Raw genomic sequence first — 15,798 nt, 5'->3', positions numbered from 1 at the left:
AGAGAGAAAAACTGTTTAATATGTAATCGGTTCCACATACCCAACCGGCATATCCGCACAAGCACACCCCAGCATATTTAACCGGACAGCAATCTTACTCCTGCCATCCACCATAACAAGCTCTCCTACAAGACCAGTCAAAGGACCTTTGACAACACGTACTTTTTCACCACGTGCCAAAGGAGCGCTATTCATACAGATTGCCTCTTCGGAATAATCGAGCATAAAACGGAAACGGGCCATTTGTTCATCAGGAATGATAGTCGGACTGCTCTCACCACGCATTACCATATACCGACTAACGGTAGAAAAGGAAAGAACCTCTTTACGTTCTTTAGGATCAGCATATACAAAAACCATCATGGGAAGCAACACGGATTCAACCACTTTACGGCGGTCGCTCCATTGATGTACTTCTTGCTGGACCGGTACAAAATTTTCAATCCCCATTTTGTCTAAACGTTCGGCTACCTTCTTCTCATGATGCATACGAACCAGAGCGACATACCAGCGTTTAGAGTGTGCTACGCCTTCCCCTGTCCCAATTTTAGGCCCAGCACTTAAAGTTTCTTTCGTTAGAATCATACTTTTTTACCCCTTAAGTTTCCGTTACTTCTTAGGTAACGGATAATTATTCGGTGCAAAGATATGCAAAAATACAAATAGTAAACAAGTAAAATCTTCTTTTTTTTCTGATTTGTTGAAATATGCAACAAAAATATATCAGGACATGATGGTTTTGTTTTATCATGCCCGATATTCCTATATTCTGTTTTCAAAGATGCTTTTCCCTTCGCGTAGGTTAGAAAAACATTGCTGTAGGCGGTTCTTGTCCATGTTTTTCTGTTTTCATCTGTTTTCCTGTGAATGAGTACCTTATCCGTTACCTAAGAAGTAACAGAAACATTTCGCCCTTGATTTCTAATACTTTATCGTCAATTATCTACCTAAACGATAGTTTCTAATGTAAGATAAATTCCCTTTATTTACCTCTGTACGTTCTCTTAGCTCAAAACCTTTTAAATAGATTTGTGTGGTTTTTATAGATTTATGTCCCAATGATTCACTAATCATTTCAATTGGCACTCCACGATACTTGGCTGTCGTTGCCCAGGAATGGCGAAGTGTGTAAGAAGAAACGGGAGAATTCAAACGTAGAGCTCTCGCCAAATCCTTCAAACGATTATTGAATCTCCGAAGAGCCGACTGATATTCACGGTATGCCCTTTCATCCTTCCGTTTCTTGTTACCGCAAAGTATATCGAACAGATAGTCAGGACAATCAGGAATGGGTTCCTGATTATTCCGGAGTTGATTAATCATTCCCCTGGCAGTATCAAGCACTTCCACGCTCATGGGAGTTTTCGTCTTGATTCGATTATAACGTAATACACTCTGATCTAAAGCAGATTTTTCCAGATGAGCTAAATCAGCAAATGACATTCCACCAAACTGGAACATCAGGGCGGCAATAGTTTGTGTACGACGTAAACGCTCCGATTTGGGATCTTCATACAGAAGTTTATGCAATTCACCGGCAGGCAAAGCTTTCTTTTGCCGGACATCCACGCCTGTATAAACATCATGAAATAATCGGGGAACATAGGGGGCACTACCCGCTTCCACTCCCCGATTGTAAATACTACGAAGCATACGCATATACGTAGAAATCGTATTGGGCTTCAAACCACACTCATAAAGATACTGACCATAACGTCGTAAACGTTCTTTGGTGACCTGTCTGAACGACATATTCAACATACCGCAAAACTTACTGAAAGAATAAAGGGCATTCTTATAGACGTGCGCAGTAGAATAGCGCCCCTCCTTTCGTAAACGATTGATGTAGTTCTCACCACATCGACTAAATCCATTTTTATTCATCATTTGCATCACTAGTTATTTTATATATATACTATTTGGCAAGCGACAAAAGAACAAATCTTTTTGCACGTTCAATTTCACTTTCCAGATATTATCACCTAATTAACATTTATTAATATTGCAAAAATTAATTAATCATGAGCAGTAAAAAATCTAAAAAAAGTAACAAAAGTGACGAAACAAAAAGAAATGTTCAAACAAAGAAAAAAGCCTCTGAAAAGCATTCAAAGGAAGAAATCATCAGTAAAGAAGAGCTAGATAACAGAATAGCAATCGATGGAGATATCCGCCTTTATTTGACTGTGCTTTTAAAAATCTTTATTGATGGACATTTCCACCATCCCAAGAAAAAAAAGCTGATAAATTTGGCCCAATATATCTATGACCAAAAAATATTATACATTCACAAACACGGCGGCTATAAGTTAATGGAATTTAGCAGTATACACGCAGAATTGGCAGCATTGAAAAAGCCTGTCGAAGAAGAGTATATGAAAGAAAAAAAGGAAAAAAAAGAACAGGCTGAAAAAGTCAAAAGCAAGTACTAAGAAAAAATAATTGTACAGGCCAAATGTAAGACCTACTTTTGACGTCGTTTTCAGTCGACTAGAAACAAGACTAGTTTCTTCAGAAAAATGGTGACGCTATCACAATGAAATAGCGTCACCATAATGGAAAGATAATGACGCTATGACAACAACATACCGTCACTATCCCCAAGAAGAAATTTGCATTTACAATTATCAATATTTTTTTCAATTAAAACAACTAAGGAATGAAAAGAAAAATGGAAAAAGACAAGTTGACAGCTTGCAAATTAGTATGGAAAAAACGTATTACTGCTGAAAAAGGAATTTCGGAAAAATGTGCGGAGAAAATAGTACAGAAGTGCATCAAATTAATAGAACGCATGCTATATGGGAATGCAATGATAGCTTTCCGTAAGCAAGACGGAACATTTTGTTTAGAAAAAGGAACATTGGTAGGATACGAAAAATTCTTTCATCGGGATTTCAAAATTACAGCAATACAGGAGTCTGTTATCTATTGGAGTGAAGAACAAAAAGGATGGAGAAGATTTATGATCGGAAACCTGATAGAATGGAAAGCTATTGTGTAATTTTATAATGAAAAATATTGAACTATGAATATGATTAATAAAGGGATACCTTACTTCCCGACACCGGCAAACTTTTTTGACGAAGAAGTGATGGAATTATTAGAAGCTAAATTTGGAGTATTAGCTTCTTACATTGTCATGCGATTGCTTTGTAAAATATACAAAGAAGGATATTACATCTCTTGGGGAAAGGAACAAAACCTGATTTTTGTCCGCAAAGTAGGCGGCGGGATCAAAGAAGATATGATGGAAAAGATTGTTGACCTGCTATTAGAAAAAGGATTTTTCCATAAGGGAACCTACGAAAAATACGGCATACTCACTTCGGAACAGATTCAAAGGGTGTGGTTTGAAGCTACTACACGAAGGAAAATTGACTTCTCCCAACTACCTTATTTATTAGAGACCAAGAAGAAAAAAGGGATGCAAAAAGAAGAGTTGAACGCGGAAAATGCAGACATTTTTGAAACTCAAGAGGAGGTGAGTCAAGAAAATGCAGACATTTCCCGACAAACTAAACTAAAGGAAACTAAACTAAATTCTGAAGAAGAAGAAATTAACGATGCTTCGATTGAAATTCCGGGGTATGCCTACAATCTGGCTACACACAACATAGCAGGATTGATGGAGAGCCTGGACAACCATAAAGTGACTGACCCAAAAGAGAAACAGACGATTCTCCGGCTATCGGACTATGGCAGGAAAGGCACCCAGGTGTGGAAACTGCTCTCCAATACGGCTTGGAGTAAAATCGGAGCACCGGGGAAATATATCATTGCAGCGTTAGCTAGCGGACGGAAATAAACCGACTGATTAAAAGCTGATAAAAAAGGTACGAAAAATCTGTGCTTTTCACAAATTCTTCGTACCTTTACGCTCCGGTAAAACAAGTTCTATCCACATAAAAGATAACAAAATGGAAAACAGAAGTTTAGTAACCATTGCCGAACATTCTAAAGAAAAAATCCTCTACATGCTCGAAATGGCGAAGCAGTTTGAAATGAACCCCAATCGCCGGTTATTACAAGGAAAGGTTGTAGCAACCCTGTTCTTTGAACCTTCCACCCGTACCCGCTTGAGTTTTGAAACAGCTGCCAACCGTCTCGGTGCACGAGTAATCGGATTCTCTGACCCCAAAGCTACCAGCTCTTCCAAAGGGGAAACACTTAAAGACACGATCATGATGGTGAGCAACTATGCAGATATTATCGTCATGCGGCATCATCTCGAAGGAGCTGCACGGTATGCCAGCGAAGTAGCCCCGGTGCCCATTGTCAACGCAGGTGACGGAGCCAACCAGCACCCGTCGCAGACGATGCTCGATCTCTACTCTATCTACAAGACACAAGGAACGCTGGAAAATCTGAACATTTTCCTGGTGGGTGACTTGAAATACGGCCGCACCGTACATTCTTTGCTGATGGCGATGCGACACTTCAATCCAACTTTCCACTTCATCGCTCCCGAAGAGCTGAAAATGCCGCAAGAATACAAACTTTACTGTAAAACGCACCAAATAAAATACGTTGAACATACGGATTTTACCGAAGAGATTATCGCTGACGCCGATATTCTGTACATGACCCGTGTGCAACGCGAACGTTTCACCGACCTGATGGAATATGAACGGGTGAAGAATGTATATATTCTCCGTAATAAAATGCTGGAGAACACACGTCCGAACCTGCGTATCCTGCACCCGCTTCCCCGTGTCAACGAAATTGCTTACGATGTGGATGACAATCCGAAAGCATATTATTTCCAACAGGCACAAAACGGTCTGTATGCCCGCGAAGCAATCCTTTGCGATGTATTAGGTATCACATTAGATGACGTTAAAAACGATATTTTATTATGAGCGAAAATAAACAAGAATTGCAAGTAGCTGCCCTGAAAAACGGGACAGTGATTGACCATATACCATCCGAAAAGCTCTTTACCGTAGTGCAACTGCTCGGTGTGGAACAGATGACTAGCAATATCACTATCGGATTCAACCTCGACAGCAAGAAGCTGGGTAAAAAAGGGATCATCAAGATTGCAGATAAATTCTTCTGCGACGAAGAGATTAACCGTATTTCAGTAGTTGCCCCGCACGTCAAGCTGAATATCATCCGCGATTACGAAGTAGTGGAAAAGAAAGAGGTGAAAATGCCGGATGAACTTCGGGGCATCGTGAAATGTGCCAATCCGAAATGTATCACCAACAACGAACCGATGGCCACTATCTTTCATGTGATAGACAAGGATAATTGTATCGTAAAGTGCCATTATTGCGAGAAAGAGCAGAAACGTGAAGAGATTACAATCCTCTGAATAAACGTATAGGCCTATGAAACAGGACTGGAAACCAGGAACGATGATCTATCCGCTGCCGGCTGTACTGGTCAGCTGCGGAAAAGAAGAAAGCGAATATAATATGTTCACAGTAGCATGGACGGGTACGATTTGTACAAACCCGCCCATGTGTTATATATCCGTACGTCCGGAACGCCATTCTTATGACATTATCAAAAAAAATATGGAGTTTGTCATCAACCTGACAACGAAAGATATGGCTTTTGCCACCGACTGGTGCGGAGTTCGTTCGGGACGTGATTATCATAAATTTGATGAGATGAAGCTGACACCCGGACAGTGTACGGTGGTCAGTGCTCCGTTGATTGAAGAATCTCCTCTTTGCATTGAATGCCGTGTGAAAGAAATCATCTCTCTCGGCTCACACGATATGTTTATCGCTGACGTAGTAAATGTGCGTGCGGACGACCGGAACCTGAATCCTGAAACCGGAAAGCTGGAACTGGCCGAAGCCAATCCGCTGGTATATGTGCACGGAGGATATTATAATCTGGGAGAGAAAATCGGTAAATTCGGTTGGAGTGTAGAAAAGAAGAAATCATAAAAAGTGCGATATTGCCATGAATATGCTGCGTAAATTCATCCTTCCCGGTTTGTTAGCCATAGCCTGCACGGCTGTCGGCCAGAACTATAACGCAGAAAAAGTAGACCGCCCCAATACAAAAAAAATAAATATCGGTATCAAGGCGGGATTCAACTCTTCCATGTTCATGGTGTCTGAACTGAAAATTAAGGATGTAACTATCGATGAGGTGCAGAATAACTACAAGATAGGTTATTTCGGCGCCCTCTTTATGCGCATCAACATGAAGAAGCATTTCATTCAGCCGGAAGTGTCCTATAATGTAAGCAAATGTGAGATCACTTTCGATAAGCTCGGTTCGCAGCATCCTGCCATCGAGCCTGATTATGCTTCCGTGCAATCGGTGTTGCACAGTGTGGATTTCCCTATTTTATACGGCTATAATGTGGTGAAAAAAGGGCCTTACGGAATGTCTATCTTCGCAGGCCCCAAACTTCGCTACTTATGGGGAAAACACAATGAAATCACTTTTAAGAATTTTGACCAAAAAGGGATTCACGAAAGGCTGTATCCGTTCAATGTCAGTGCAGTGATCGGTGTAGGCGTCAACATCTCCCGTATCTTTTTCGATTTCCGCTACGAGCAAGGCATCGGAAATATCTCCAAGTCCATCATTTACGACAATATCAATTCCGACGGCAGCACAGGAGTGAGCAACATTATTTTCCGTCGCCGTGACAGCGCGTTAAGTTTTTCGCTGGGATTCATCCTTTAAGAATAAAATATCATTAAATCCGGCTTTTTACTAACATTTTTCTTGTACTTCCTTCATTCTTTATTTATTTTCATTAACTTTGTGCGCTTAAAATAGGTATCTCGAATTAGAAATTTAATCTTACTTATAAAAGAATGAAAAGAGACGACATCATTTTCGACATCATCGAAAAAGAGCATCAACGTCAGTTGAAAGGAATCGAGCTTATTGCATCAGAAAATTTTGTGAGTGACCAGGTTATGCAGGCAATGGGTTCTTGCCTGACTAACAAGTACGCAGAAGGTTATCCCGGCAAACGTTATTACGGAGGTTGCGAAGTAGTAGACCAAAGCGAACAAATCGCTATCGACCGCCTGAAAGAAATTTTTGGCGCGGAATGGGCAAACGTACAACCACACTCGGGAGCACAAGCTAATGCTGCTGTTTTCCTCGCAGTTCTGAATCCGGGCGACAAATTCATGGGATTAAATCTTGCACACGGCGGACACCTTTCTCATGGCTCACTGGTAAACACTTCCGGTATCATCTATACTCCTTGCGAATATAACCTGAATCAGGAAACTGGACGCGTTGACTACGACCAGATGGAAGAAGTCGCTCTACGTGAGAAACCGAAAATGATTATCGGTGGTGGTTCTGCATACTCTCGTGAATGGGATTACAAACGTATGCGTGAAATCGCTGACAAAGTAGGCGCTATCCTGATGATCGACATGGCTCACCCTGCCGGTCTGATCGCTGCCGGAGTGCTCGAAAACCCGGTTAAATATGCACATATCGTCACTTCTACTACACATAAAACACTTCGCGGACCTCGTGGTGGTGTCATCATGATGGGTAAGGATTTCCCCAATCCATGGGGTAAGACCACTCCGAAAGGTGAGATCAAGATGATGTCTCAATTACTGGATTCTGCCGTATTCCCGGGAATCCAAGGCGGACCACTGGAACATGTAATTGCTGCTAAAGCAGTTGCTTTCGGTGAAATCCTGCAACCTGAATTTAAGGAATATGCTAAACAAGTACAAAAGAACGCTGCTGTACTTGCACAGGCTTTAATCGACCGTGGTTTTACCATCGTTTCCGGTGGTACAGACAACCACTCTATGTTGGTCGACCTGCGTAGCAAATATCCCGAACTGACAGGTAAAGTGGCAGAAAAAGCATTGGTTTCTGCCGATATTACTGTTAACAAGAACATGGTTCCGTTCGACAGCCGTTCAGCTTTCCAGACTTCCGGTATCCGTTTGGGTACTCCTGCTATCACAACTCGTGGTGCAAAAGAAGATTTGATGCTCGAAATTGCTGAAATGATCGAGACTGTATTGTCTAACGTAGAAAATGAGGAAGTTATTGCACAAGTACGTGCACGTGTCAATGAGACAATGAAGAAATATCCTCTTTTTGCTTATTAAAAAACGATTTCAAAGCTAATAGCTTCACTGTTATCAGCTTTATTTCTTATTTATAAAGTCTGCTCTTTGTGAAAGGAGCAGGCTTTTTTTATTTATTAACGGTCCCGCCCGAACCATCTGTCCATATTTTCGTTTTTCTTACTATAAAAGAAATATATGATGTCATATATCACTCATAGCAAGGACGAATTCAACCGTCCAGTGTGCAAGAAGAGAAAACAGAAGCGCACTGGACTCTATATACAGTCATCCCCGTCTTTCCACATTTTATTTCATAGGGAAAGACGGGGATTTATTTTACCGGCATCATACCGGAATATTTTTTTGAGGTATATATTTTAGCTCAATCCTTCTATTTCTCCATCCACAATATCGATATGCAATGCTTGCGGTTCTTTGGGTAATCCCGGCATACGAAGAATTTCTCCGGCAATGGCTACAATCATTTCAGCTCCGTTATTGATAACAATATCTTTAATATGGAACTCGAAGTTGTTTACCGCACCATAAATCTTTGGATCGGCAGAGAATGAATATTGTGTTTTAGCAATACAAACCGGATAATGAGTGATTCCCATTTTCTCAATCAGTTTGATACGGTTGCGTGCAATACTACTATAGGTAATAACGCTGGCTCCGTAAATATTAGTGGCTACCTTTTCGATCTTCTGCTGTATGCTATCTTCTTCTTTATAAGTGTAGCGTAAAGATTCGGACGGATTGTTCTCTATGGTATCTACTACCAGACGGGCCATATCTACTGCTCCCTCTCCTCCTTCACTGAACGCATTGTTAATGGCGAAACCCACTCCCAACTGTTCGCAATGTTCGCGCAGTAATTCCATTTCTTCATCCGTATCGGATGCAAACTTATTGAAAGCTACGATGATGGTCTGACCGAATGAGCGAAGGTTACGAACGTGTTTGTCGAGATTACGCAATCCTTCTTTCAAGCCTTCCATATTCGGCTCTTTGATACGGTCGAGACTGACACCTCCGTGCATCTTTAATCCTTGTGCCGTAGCGACAATCACTGTGAGACGTGGTTGGAGTCCGCTCTTGCGACATTTGATATTATAGAATTTTTCTGCACCGAGATCGGCACCGAATCCGGCTTCTGTTATTACATAATCACCGAAAGACATTGCCAATTTAGTGGCCAGAATAGAGTTACAACCATGTGCGATATTAGCAAACGGACCACCATGTACAAAAGCAGCGGTTCCTTCGGTAGTCTGCACTAAATTAGGATGGATAGCATCTTTCAACAACACAGTGATGGCTCCTGCCACTCCCAAATCTTTCACAGTAAAAGGTTGGTCGTCATACGTGAAGCCCAACAGGATATTTTCAATACGGCGACGCAGATCACTCACATCTTTGGAAAGGCAAAGAATTGCCATAATCTCCGAAGCAGGAGTAATATCGAAACCGGACTCTTGGGTAATCCCGTTCGATTTAGGTCCGAGGCCGACAACGATGCTGCGCAACGAACGGTCGTTCACGTCAAGCACTCTCCGCCAAAGAATTTCTTTCAATCCGAAACCTTTTGCCTGGTTCTGATAGAGATAATTGTCGAGTAAAGCAGAAATCATGTTATGAGCAGAAGTGATGGCATGAAAATCCCCTGTAAAATGGAGGTTAATTTTGTCCATCGGAAGCACTTGTGCATATCCCCCACCGGCTGCTCCTCCCTTCATTCCGAAACATGGACCGAGAGACGGCTCGCGAAGAGCGACAATCGCATTCTTTCCAATTTTATTCAATCCCAAAGCGAGACCGATAGATACTGTAGTTTTGCCAATGCCCGCTTTGGTTGCTGTGATAGCAGTTACCAGAATGAGATTGCTTTTCTTCACTTTCTCTTCATCAATCAGTTGTTCGGGGATCTTTGCTATGTAGCGGCCATAATTCTCCACTTCCTCACGAGGGATTCCGATACCTTCGGCAACTTGCTTAATCTTCTTCAGCTCAATACTGCGAGCTATTTCTATGTCTGATTTCATACAGAATATGATTAGTTTTATTTTTGAAGGAACAAAAGTATAACAAAAAAGCGAAATAGAGAAATTTAAAGTTCGACGGATATTATATCTCTATTTTTCATAACACAACAAACTCTTTTTACGCTATAACTGTTGTAAATGACATAACCTAAAACAACAACTTAATTATGGAATGGATTATTAATCAATTAAGGGTACATCCTGAACTTGCTATTTTCCTGACGCTCTTTGCCGGATTTTGGCTGGGCAGACTCAAAATAGGGAAATTCTCCTTGGGGACAGTCACCAGCGTTCTTCTGGTCGGAGTATTGGTCGGACAACTGAATATCACTGTAGATGGTCCGATGAAAGCTGTGTTCTTTCTGCTTTTCTTATTTGCCGTTGGCTATAAGGTAGGTCCGCAGTTTTTCCGCGGATTGAAGAAAGACGGCCTGCCACAAGTGGGATTTGCCGTACTGATGTGTATTGTCAGTCTGGTAGCCCCGTGGATACTGGCCAAAATCATGGGATATCATGTAGGAGAAGCTGCCGGACTGTTGGCAGGCTCACAAACAATATCCGCCGTTATCGGCGTGGCAAGCGATACGATCAACCAGCTGGGAATCAGCGATGCACAGAAAGCCACGTTCATCAATGCAATTCCGGTAGCGTATGCCGTAACTTATATTTTCGGAACGGCCGGTTCGGCGTGGATTCTGGCTTCTCTCGGCCCTAAAATGCTGGGTGGACTGGATAAGGTGAAGGCCGACTGCAAGGAATTGGAGGCTCAAATGGGAACATCGGAAGCTGACGAACCCGGATTTTCCCCAGCTCTTCGTCCGGTTGTGTTCCGTGCTTATAAAATCACCAATGAATGGTTTGGCAAAGGAAAGAAAGTCAGTGAACTTGAAGCTTATCTATGTAAAAATGATAAACGACTGTTTGTAGAACGGATTCGTCAAAAAAGAGTGGTGAAGGAAGTAGATCCGAACCTGATTCTTCATAAGAATGACGAAGTGGTACTTAGCGGACGCCGTGAATTTGTGATTGGAGAAGAAGACTGGATCGGTCCGGAAGTGATTGATGCACAATTACTCGACTTCCCGGCAGAAACTCTTCCTGTAATGGTGACCCACCGGACTTTTGCCGGAGAAACGGTTTCCAAAATCAGGGCGCAGAAGTTTATGCACGGGGTTAGTATCCGGAATATCAAACGTGCCGGAATCAATGTTCCGGTATTACCTAAAACGATTGTAGATTCGGGAGATATTCTCGAACTTACCGGTCTTAAACATGAAGTGGAAAGTGCTGCCAAACAAATGGGCTATATTGACCGGCCTACCAACCAGACGGATATGATCTTCGTTGGATTGGGTATTTTGCTCGGTGGTCTTTTCGGTGCACTGGCTATTCATCTGGGAGGTGTTCCTATCAGTCTTTCTACCAGTGGCGGCGCATTGATAGCCGGACTTCTGTTCGGTTGGCTACGCAGCAAGCATCCTACTTTCGGAGGTATCCCCGAACCTTCTTTATGGGTATTGAATAATGTAGGACTGAATATGTTTATCGCAGTGGTCGGTATCGCCGCAGGTCCCAGTTTCATTGCCGGATTCAAGGAAGTAGGCGTCAGTCTGTTTATCGTCGGCGCATTGGCAACGGCCATTCCTCTCCTCGCCGGATTGCTGATGGCGAGATACTTGTTCAAATTCCACCCTGCCCTGTCATTGGGATGTACGGCAGGAGCACGTACTACAACAGCTGCATTGGGAGCTATTCAGGATGCAGTGGAAAGCGACACACCGGCATTAGGATATACGGTGACGTATGCAGTCGGCAATACGCTCCTGATTATCTGGGGAGTTGTCATCGTACTACTTATGTAAAACTATATAAATAAATATCATTATGGAAAAGAAAACAAATAACCCTGCCATTACCAAAAGTTATGCCAAGAAAATGGAAACGATCAGCCCGTTCGAGCTGAAAAACAAACTGATCGATATGGCAGATGAAAGTATCAAGAAGATAGCGCATACGATGTTGAATGCCGGAAGAGGTAACCCGAACTGGATTGCTACCGAACCACGCGAAGCCTTTTTTCTGCTGGGACAATTCGGCCTTTGCGAATGTCGTCATGCGTTTTCACTGGAAGAAGGAATAGCAGGTATTCCGCAAAAGGCGGGAATTGCTGCCCGTTTCGAGGCTTTCCTGAAAGAAAACGAGAAAGCTCCCGGTGCTAACCTATTGAAAGAGGGCTATAATTATATGCTGATGGAACATGCTGCCGATCCGGATACACTTATTCACGAATGGGCAGAATCGGTGATTGGCGACCAGTATCCTGTGCCCGACCGTATTTTACATTTTACGGAGTTAATCGTACAGGATTACCTGGCGCAAGAGATGTGTGACCGCCGTCCGCCGAAAGGTACTTTTGACCTTTTCGCGACCGAAGGAGGTACGGCAGCCATGTGTTATCTGTTCGATTCTTTGCAAGAGAATTTCCTGTTGAACCAGGGGGATGCTATTGCTTTGATGGTTCCTGTGTTCACTCCTTATATAGAAATCCCGGAACTGCGACGCTATCAGTTCGACGTTACCGAAATTTCTGCTGACCAGATGACTCCTGACGGTTTACATACCTGGCAGTATAAGGATGAAGATATAGACAAGCTGAAAGATCCGCGGATCAAAGCGTTGTTTATCACCAATCCGAGCAACCCGCCCAGCTATGCACTTAGCAAAGAGACTACCGAACGTATCATCAACATTGTGAAGAATGATAATCCAAACCTGATGATTATCACGGATGATGTGTACGGAACATTTATTCCTCATTTTCGCTCATTAATGGCAGAGTTGCCGCATAATACGCTTTGCGTTTATTCGTTCTCCAAATATTTTGGAGCTACGGGATGGAGAACCGCAGTGATCGCTCTACACGAAGACAACATCTACGACAAAATGATTGCCCGCCTGTCGGAGGAGCAGAAATCAATCTTGAACAAACGTTATTCCAGTCTTAGTCTACAACCGGAAAAGATGAAATTTATCAATCGTATGGTGGCTGACAGCCGGCAGATTGCATTGAATCATACTGCAGGGCTTTCTCTACCTCAACAAATACAGATGAGTTTGTTTGCCATCTTCTCGCTTCTGGATAAAGAAGACAGTTATAAGAAGAAGATGCAGGAAATTATTCATCGCCGTCTGCATGCGTTGTGGGACAACACAGGTTTCACGCTGGTGGAAGATCCGTTGCGTGCCGGATATTATTCGGAGATCGATATGCTGGTATGGGCGAAGAAATTCTATGGGGATGACTTCGTTGCTTATCTGCAAAAGACCTACAATCCATTGGATGTGGTTTTCCGCCTGGCAAACGAAACTTCACTCGTCCTGTTGAATGGTGGTGGCTTTGCCGGACCGAAATGGAGTGTGCGTGTGTCACTAGCCAATTTGAATGAGACCGATTATGTGAAAATCGGACAAAGTATCAAATGTGTTTTGGAAGAATATGCCAAAGCATGGAAGGCATCCATACATTAAAATCAACAAGGTATTATAGGCTTTGAGAATATCCGAAAGTCAGTAGTTATCACTTCTTTATAACTACTGACTTATCGGATATTTCAGTATCTATTTCACTCCAAAAGTTTTTCGTTCAACTAGCTGGATTTAATAAAAAAAGCAGTAGATTTGCAAGCAAACAAAACAAAATATGCCATGCGACACCTACTACTTATCATATTCATAATTATACCCTCACTATGTTTTACAATAAATGCGTCGCAACACCCCAGCGACAGCCTCATATATCTTCTGAAGTCAACAAATTCTTCTCCTCAAAAGATTCAGATATGCAGAAATCTGGCGGATATATATCTGGATGCTCCGGAAGCAAAGATGTATCTTCTACAGATGTATCATGAATCCTTAAAGATTAACGATAAAGAAAATGCCTTGAATGCTCTCAGTGATATTATCACGGAAGAATTAAATAGCTTGAACAAAGATTCTCTTTCTAAATATATTAATTGTATCAAGAAGATAGCCAGTCCGGAAGAATGCGAAAGCCTGTTGCCTTTAGATCACATGCGTATTTTTGAAGCACAATGTTATTCTGACCAGAAAGATGAAGCTATTAAAAAAGAATTAGACTTTATGGATTCTAAGGAAAGCACAAGCAATATTTATAAAGAAACTGCAACAACATATACTGTAGGAACAAGTTTTTACATAAATCAGAAACACAAAGAGGCTTCTTCTTATTTAGAGAAAAGCCTGAAATTGGCAGAATCACTTTCTGTCAATGTGAAGAGTAAGTATCAGAAAAGAATTATCTGGAAGCTAGGCATGGCATACTCTAAAAGTGGCAGGAAACAGGAAGCGATCCTGTTAATAAAAGAGCTGATTAATATGGTAGAACAGGAATACAAAAGAGATTATCAGAAACAACGTCCGTTTTATAATATAGACTCCTATCGGATTCAATATTATTCGTTTATGATAAGCAATCTGGACCTGCTGACACCGAAAGAAGAAAATGATTATTGGAAAAGGATCTTACTGATTGGTAAAAAACTGACTAATGACTTTGACAAATACAATTATTATCTTTGTGCCAATAATTATTATACGAACAGCCGGACCCAAAAAGACTTGTCAAAAGCTATTGCAGCGAACGATACTCTTATTAAAATCGCCAAGATTCTGGCTCCACAAAATCTACCGGGATTGTTGAATACGGTTTCTCTGCTTTATGAAAAACAAAAAGATTATCCGAATGCTCTGAAATATTATAAGAACTCGCATTATATACAGGATTCATTAAGCAGTAATGACGCACGTCAACAGTTGAATGAACTCCAAGTGAAATATGATGTAAACACACTGAACAACGAAAAGGCTGAACTGGAAATAAAAAACAAAAAGACACAGATTATATCTTTAAGTACTTTATTGATTATTGTGATCGGGGTTTGTAGTTATCTTTACTTCTCTCTGAAAAGAGAAAAGAGAATGAAAGCGGAGCTTAAAGTCCTGAACCGTAAAGCGCAAGAAAGCGAAAAAATGAAGCAGGCTTTTATCAACTCGATCTGCCACGAGATACGTACGCCACTTAATGCGATTGTGGGGTTCTCCGACTTAATAATGAATGAAGATATTGACGAAGAGACACGCCGGGAATTTCCCGCCGAAATACAAAAAAGTACCCAGTTGCTCACCGGGCTTGTCAACAGTATGCTGGAAGTGGCGAATCTGGACGTTTCGGAAGATAAGCTGCCTTGTGAACCTGTTGATATCAGAAATATGTGTATGCAGGAAATGGAAAAGATTTCCCCCAAACCGAGAATAAAATATCAATTGGATATTACAGAAAATACACTGTTTATTCCGACAAATGCCCAATATCTCACTATGGTGATTGAACATTTACTGAATAATGCCAATAAGTTTACAGAAGAAGGGTTTATTGCGTTAGGGTATAAGGTCAATCTTTCGAAGAACCAAATATGTATCAGTGTCACCGATAGCGGTTGCGGTATCCCGAAAGAAAAACAGGAAGAGGTATTCAACCGTTTTTCGAAACTTGATACTTTCGTTCCGGGCAATGGGTTGGGATTGTATCTCTGCCGTCTCATCGTGAAACGACTTGACGGAGAGATTAAAATTGATCCGGAATATACGGATGGTACAAGGGTGGTTGTCAATTTACCGATGAATGAATAGAACCA

14 protein-coding genes are annotated in these 15,798 nt (G+C 41.7%); 11 read left to right on the top strand and 3 right to left on the bottom strand.

Annotation, left to right across the window (positions count from 1 at the left end; translation table 11 throughout):
• Positions 1-15 precede the first annotated feature (15 nt).
• Both AB5217_RS01420 and AB5217_RS01415 read right to left on the bottom strand, forming a co-directional pair.
• On the bottom strand, positions 16-585 hold the full coding sequence (locus AB5217_RS01420; RefSeq protein ID WP_211480453.1) for a UpxY family transcription antiterminator: 570 nt from the start codon (positions 583-585) through the stop codon (positions 16-18).
• Positions 586-939: 354 nt separating this feature from the next.
• Positions 940-1,893 carry a tyrosine-type recombinase/integrase gene (locus AB5217_RS01415; protein ID WP_211480452.1) on the bottom strand — a complete coding sequence of 318 codons (954 nt, stop codon included), beginning with the start codon at positions 1,891-1,893 and terminating at the stop codon, positions 940-942.
• Positions 1,894-2,021: 128 nt separating this feature from the next.
• Between AB5217_RS01415 and AB5217_RS01410 the strand changes: the two genes are divergently transcribed.
• The 8 genes from AB5217_RS01410 (at position 2,022) to glyA (ending at position 8,075) form a co-directional block, all read left to right on the top strand.
• Positions 2,022-2,432, top strand: a complete 411-nt coding sequence (locus tag AB5217_RS01410; RefSeq protein WP_118418767.1) for a DUF4119 family protein — start codon at positions 2,022-2,024, stop codon at positions 2,430-2,432.
• 227 nt (positions 2,433-2,659) lie between these two features.
• Positions 2,660-3,004 carry an SH3 beta-barrel fold-containing protein gene (locus tag AB5217_RS01405; RefSeq protein ID WP_118418768.1) on the top strand — a complete coding sequence of 115 codons (345 nt, stop codon included), beginning with the start codon at positions 2,660-2,662 and terminating at the stop codon, positions 3,002-3,004.
• A 24-nt stretch (positions 3,005-3,028) separates the two neighbouring features.
• Positions 3,029-3,808 carry a DUF4373 domain-containing protein gene (locus AB5217_RS01400; RefSeq protein ID WP_118418769.1) on the top strand — a complete coding sequence of 260 codons (780 nt, stop codon included), beginning with the start codon at positions 3,029-3,031 and terminating at the stop codon, positions 3,806-3,808.
• 112 nt (positions 3,809-3,920) lie between these two features.
• Positions 3,921-4,862 carry an aspartate carbamoyltransferase gene (gene pyrB / locus AB5217_RS01395; protein WP_118418770.1) on the top strand — a complete coding sequence of 314 codons (942 nt, stop codon included), beginning with the start codon at positions 3,921-3,923 and terminating at the stop codon, positions 4,860-4,862.
• On the top strand, positions 4,859-5,320 hold the full coding sequence (gene pyrI / locus AB5217_RS01390) for an aspartate carbamoyltransferase regulatory subunit (protein WP_032843517.1): 462 nt from the start codon (positions 4,859-4,861) through the stop codon (positions 5,318-5,320). Before pyrB ends, pyrI begins: the two co-directional genes overlap by 4 nt.
• Positions 5,321-5,336: 16 nt before the next feature.
• The gene (locus AB5217_RS01385; RefSeq protein WP_004325806.1) at positions 5,337-5,906 is read left to right on the top strand and encodes a flavin reductase family protein; all 570 of its coding nucleotides are present in this window, start codon (positions 5,337-5,339) and stop codon (positions 5,904-5,906) included.
• 16 nt (positions 5,907-5,922) lie between these two features.
• A complete protein-coding gene (locus AB5217_RS01380; RefSeq protein ID WP_004295789.1) occupies positions 5,923-6,660 on the top strand; it encodes a porin family protein in 738 nt (245 codons plus the stop codon).
• Positions 6,661-6,794: 134 nt separating this feature from the next.
• Entirely contained in the window at positions 6,795-8,075 is a 1,281-nt protein-coding gene (glyA, locus tag AB5217_RS01375) for a serine hydroxymethyltransferase (protein WP_004308877.1), read from the top strand.
• Between the two features lie 338 nt (positions 8,076-8,413).
• On the opposite strand, the gene AB5217_RS01370 is transcribed toward glyA, so the two are convergent.
• The gene (locus tag AB5217_RS01370) at positions 8,414-10,081 is read right to left on the bottom strand and encodes a formate--tetrahydrofolate ligase (protein WP_004295785.1); all 1,668 of its coding nucleotides are present in this window, start codon (positions 10,079-10,081) and stop codon (positions 8,414-8,416) included.
• 167 nt (positions 10,082-10,248) lie between these two features.
• Here AB5217_RS01370 and aspT point away from each other — a divergent pair, with 167 nt between their 5' ends.
• From aspT to AB5217_RS01355, 3 genes are all read left to right on the top strand, one after another.
• Positions 10,249-11,943: an aspartate-alanine antiporter gene (aspT, locus tag AB5217_RS01365; RefSeq protein ID WP_004308876.1), complete on the top strand. Its 1,695-nt coding sequence runs from the start codon at positions 10,249-10,251 to the stop codon at positions 11,941-11,943.
• A 22-nt stretch (positions 11,944-11,965) separates the two neighbouring features.
• The gene (gene aspD / locus AB5217_RS01360; protein ID WP_211480450.1) at positions 11,966-13,609 is read left to right on the top strand and encodes an aspartate 4-decarboxylase; all 1,644 of its coding nucleotides are present in this window, start codon (positions 11,966-11,968) and stop codon (positions 13,607-13,609) included.
• A 177-nt stretch (positions 13,610-13,786) separates the two neighbouring features.
• A complete protein-coding gene (locus AB5217_RS01355; protein WP_368112660.1) occupies positions 13,787-15,793 on the top strand; it encodes an ATP-binding protein in 2,007 nt (668 codons plus the stop codon).
• Positions 15,794-15,798 lie beyond the last annotated feature (5 nt).

The sequence above is a fragment of the Bacteroides sp. MSSM.1001136sp1_RTP21357st2_D2_RTP21359_211015 genome (assembly GCF_040913205.1).
Lineage (GTDB): Bacteria > Bacteroidota > Bacteroidia > Bacteroidales > Bacteroidaceae > Bacteroides > Bacteroides ovatus.
This window is presented reverse-complemented; position numbering and strand designations above follow the sequence as displayed.

Excerpts from the sequence above, each read along its gene's own strand:
- AB5217_RS01420 (WP_211480453.1), bottom strand. The coding sequence starts at position 585 with ATGATTCTAACGAAAGAAACTTTAAGTGCTGGGCCTAAAATTGGGACA.
- AB5217_RS01415 (WP_211480452.1), bottom strand. The coding sequence starts at position 1,893 with ATGCAAATGATGAATAAAAATGGATTTAGTCGATGTGGTGAGAACTAC.
- AB5217_RS01410 (WP_118418767.1), top strand. The coding sequence starts at position 2,022 with ATGAGCAGTAAAAAATCTAAAAAAAGTAACAAAAGTGACGAAACAAAA.
- AB5217_RS01405 (WP_118418768.1), top strand. The coding sequence starts at position 2,660 with ATGAAAAGAAAAATGGAAAAAGACAAGTTGACAGCTTGCAAATTAGTA.
- AB5217_RS01400 (WP_118418769.1), top strand. The coding sequence starts at position 3,029 with ATGAATATGATTAATAAAGGGATACCTTACTTCCCGACACCGGCAAAC.
- pyrB (WP_118418770.1), top strand. The coding sequence starts at position 3,921 with ATGGAAAACAGAAGTTTAGTAACCATTGCCGAACATTCTAAAGAAAAA.
- pyrI (WP_032843517.1), top strand. The coding sequence starts at position 4,859 with ATGAGCGAAAATAAACAAGAATTGCAAGTAGCTGCCCTGAAAAACGGG.
- AB5217_RS01385 (WP_004325806.1), top strand. The coding sequence starts at position 5,337 with ATGAAACAGGACTGGAAACCAGGAACGATGATCTATCCGCTGCCGGCT.
- AB5217_RS01380 (WP_004295789.1), top strand. The coding sequence starts at position 5,923 with ATGAATATGCTGCGTAAATTCATCCTTCCCGGTTTGTTAGCCATAGCC.
- glyA (WP_004308877.1), top strand. The coding sequence starts at position 6,795 with ATGAAAAGAGACGACATCATTTTCGACATCATCGAAAAAGAGCATCAA.
- AB5217_RS01370 (WP_004295785.1), bottom strand. The coding sequence starts at position 10,081 with ATGAAATCAGACATAGAAATAGCTCGCAGTATTGAGCTGAAGAAGATT.
- aspT (WP_004308876.1), top strand. The coding sequence starts at position 10,249 with ATGGAATGGATTATTAATCAATTAAGGGTACATCCTGAACTTGCTATT.
- aspD (WP_211480450.1), top strand. The coding sequence starts at position 11,966 with ATGGAAAAGAAAACAAATAACCCTGCCATTACCAAAAGTTATGCCAAG.
- AB5217_RS01355 (WP_368112660.1), top strand. The coding sequence starts at position 13,787 with ATGCGACACCTACTACTTATCATATTCATAATTATACCCTCACTATGT.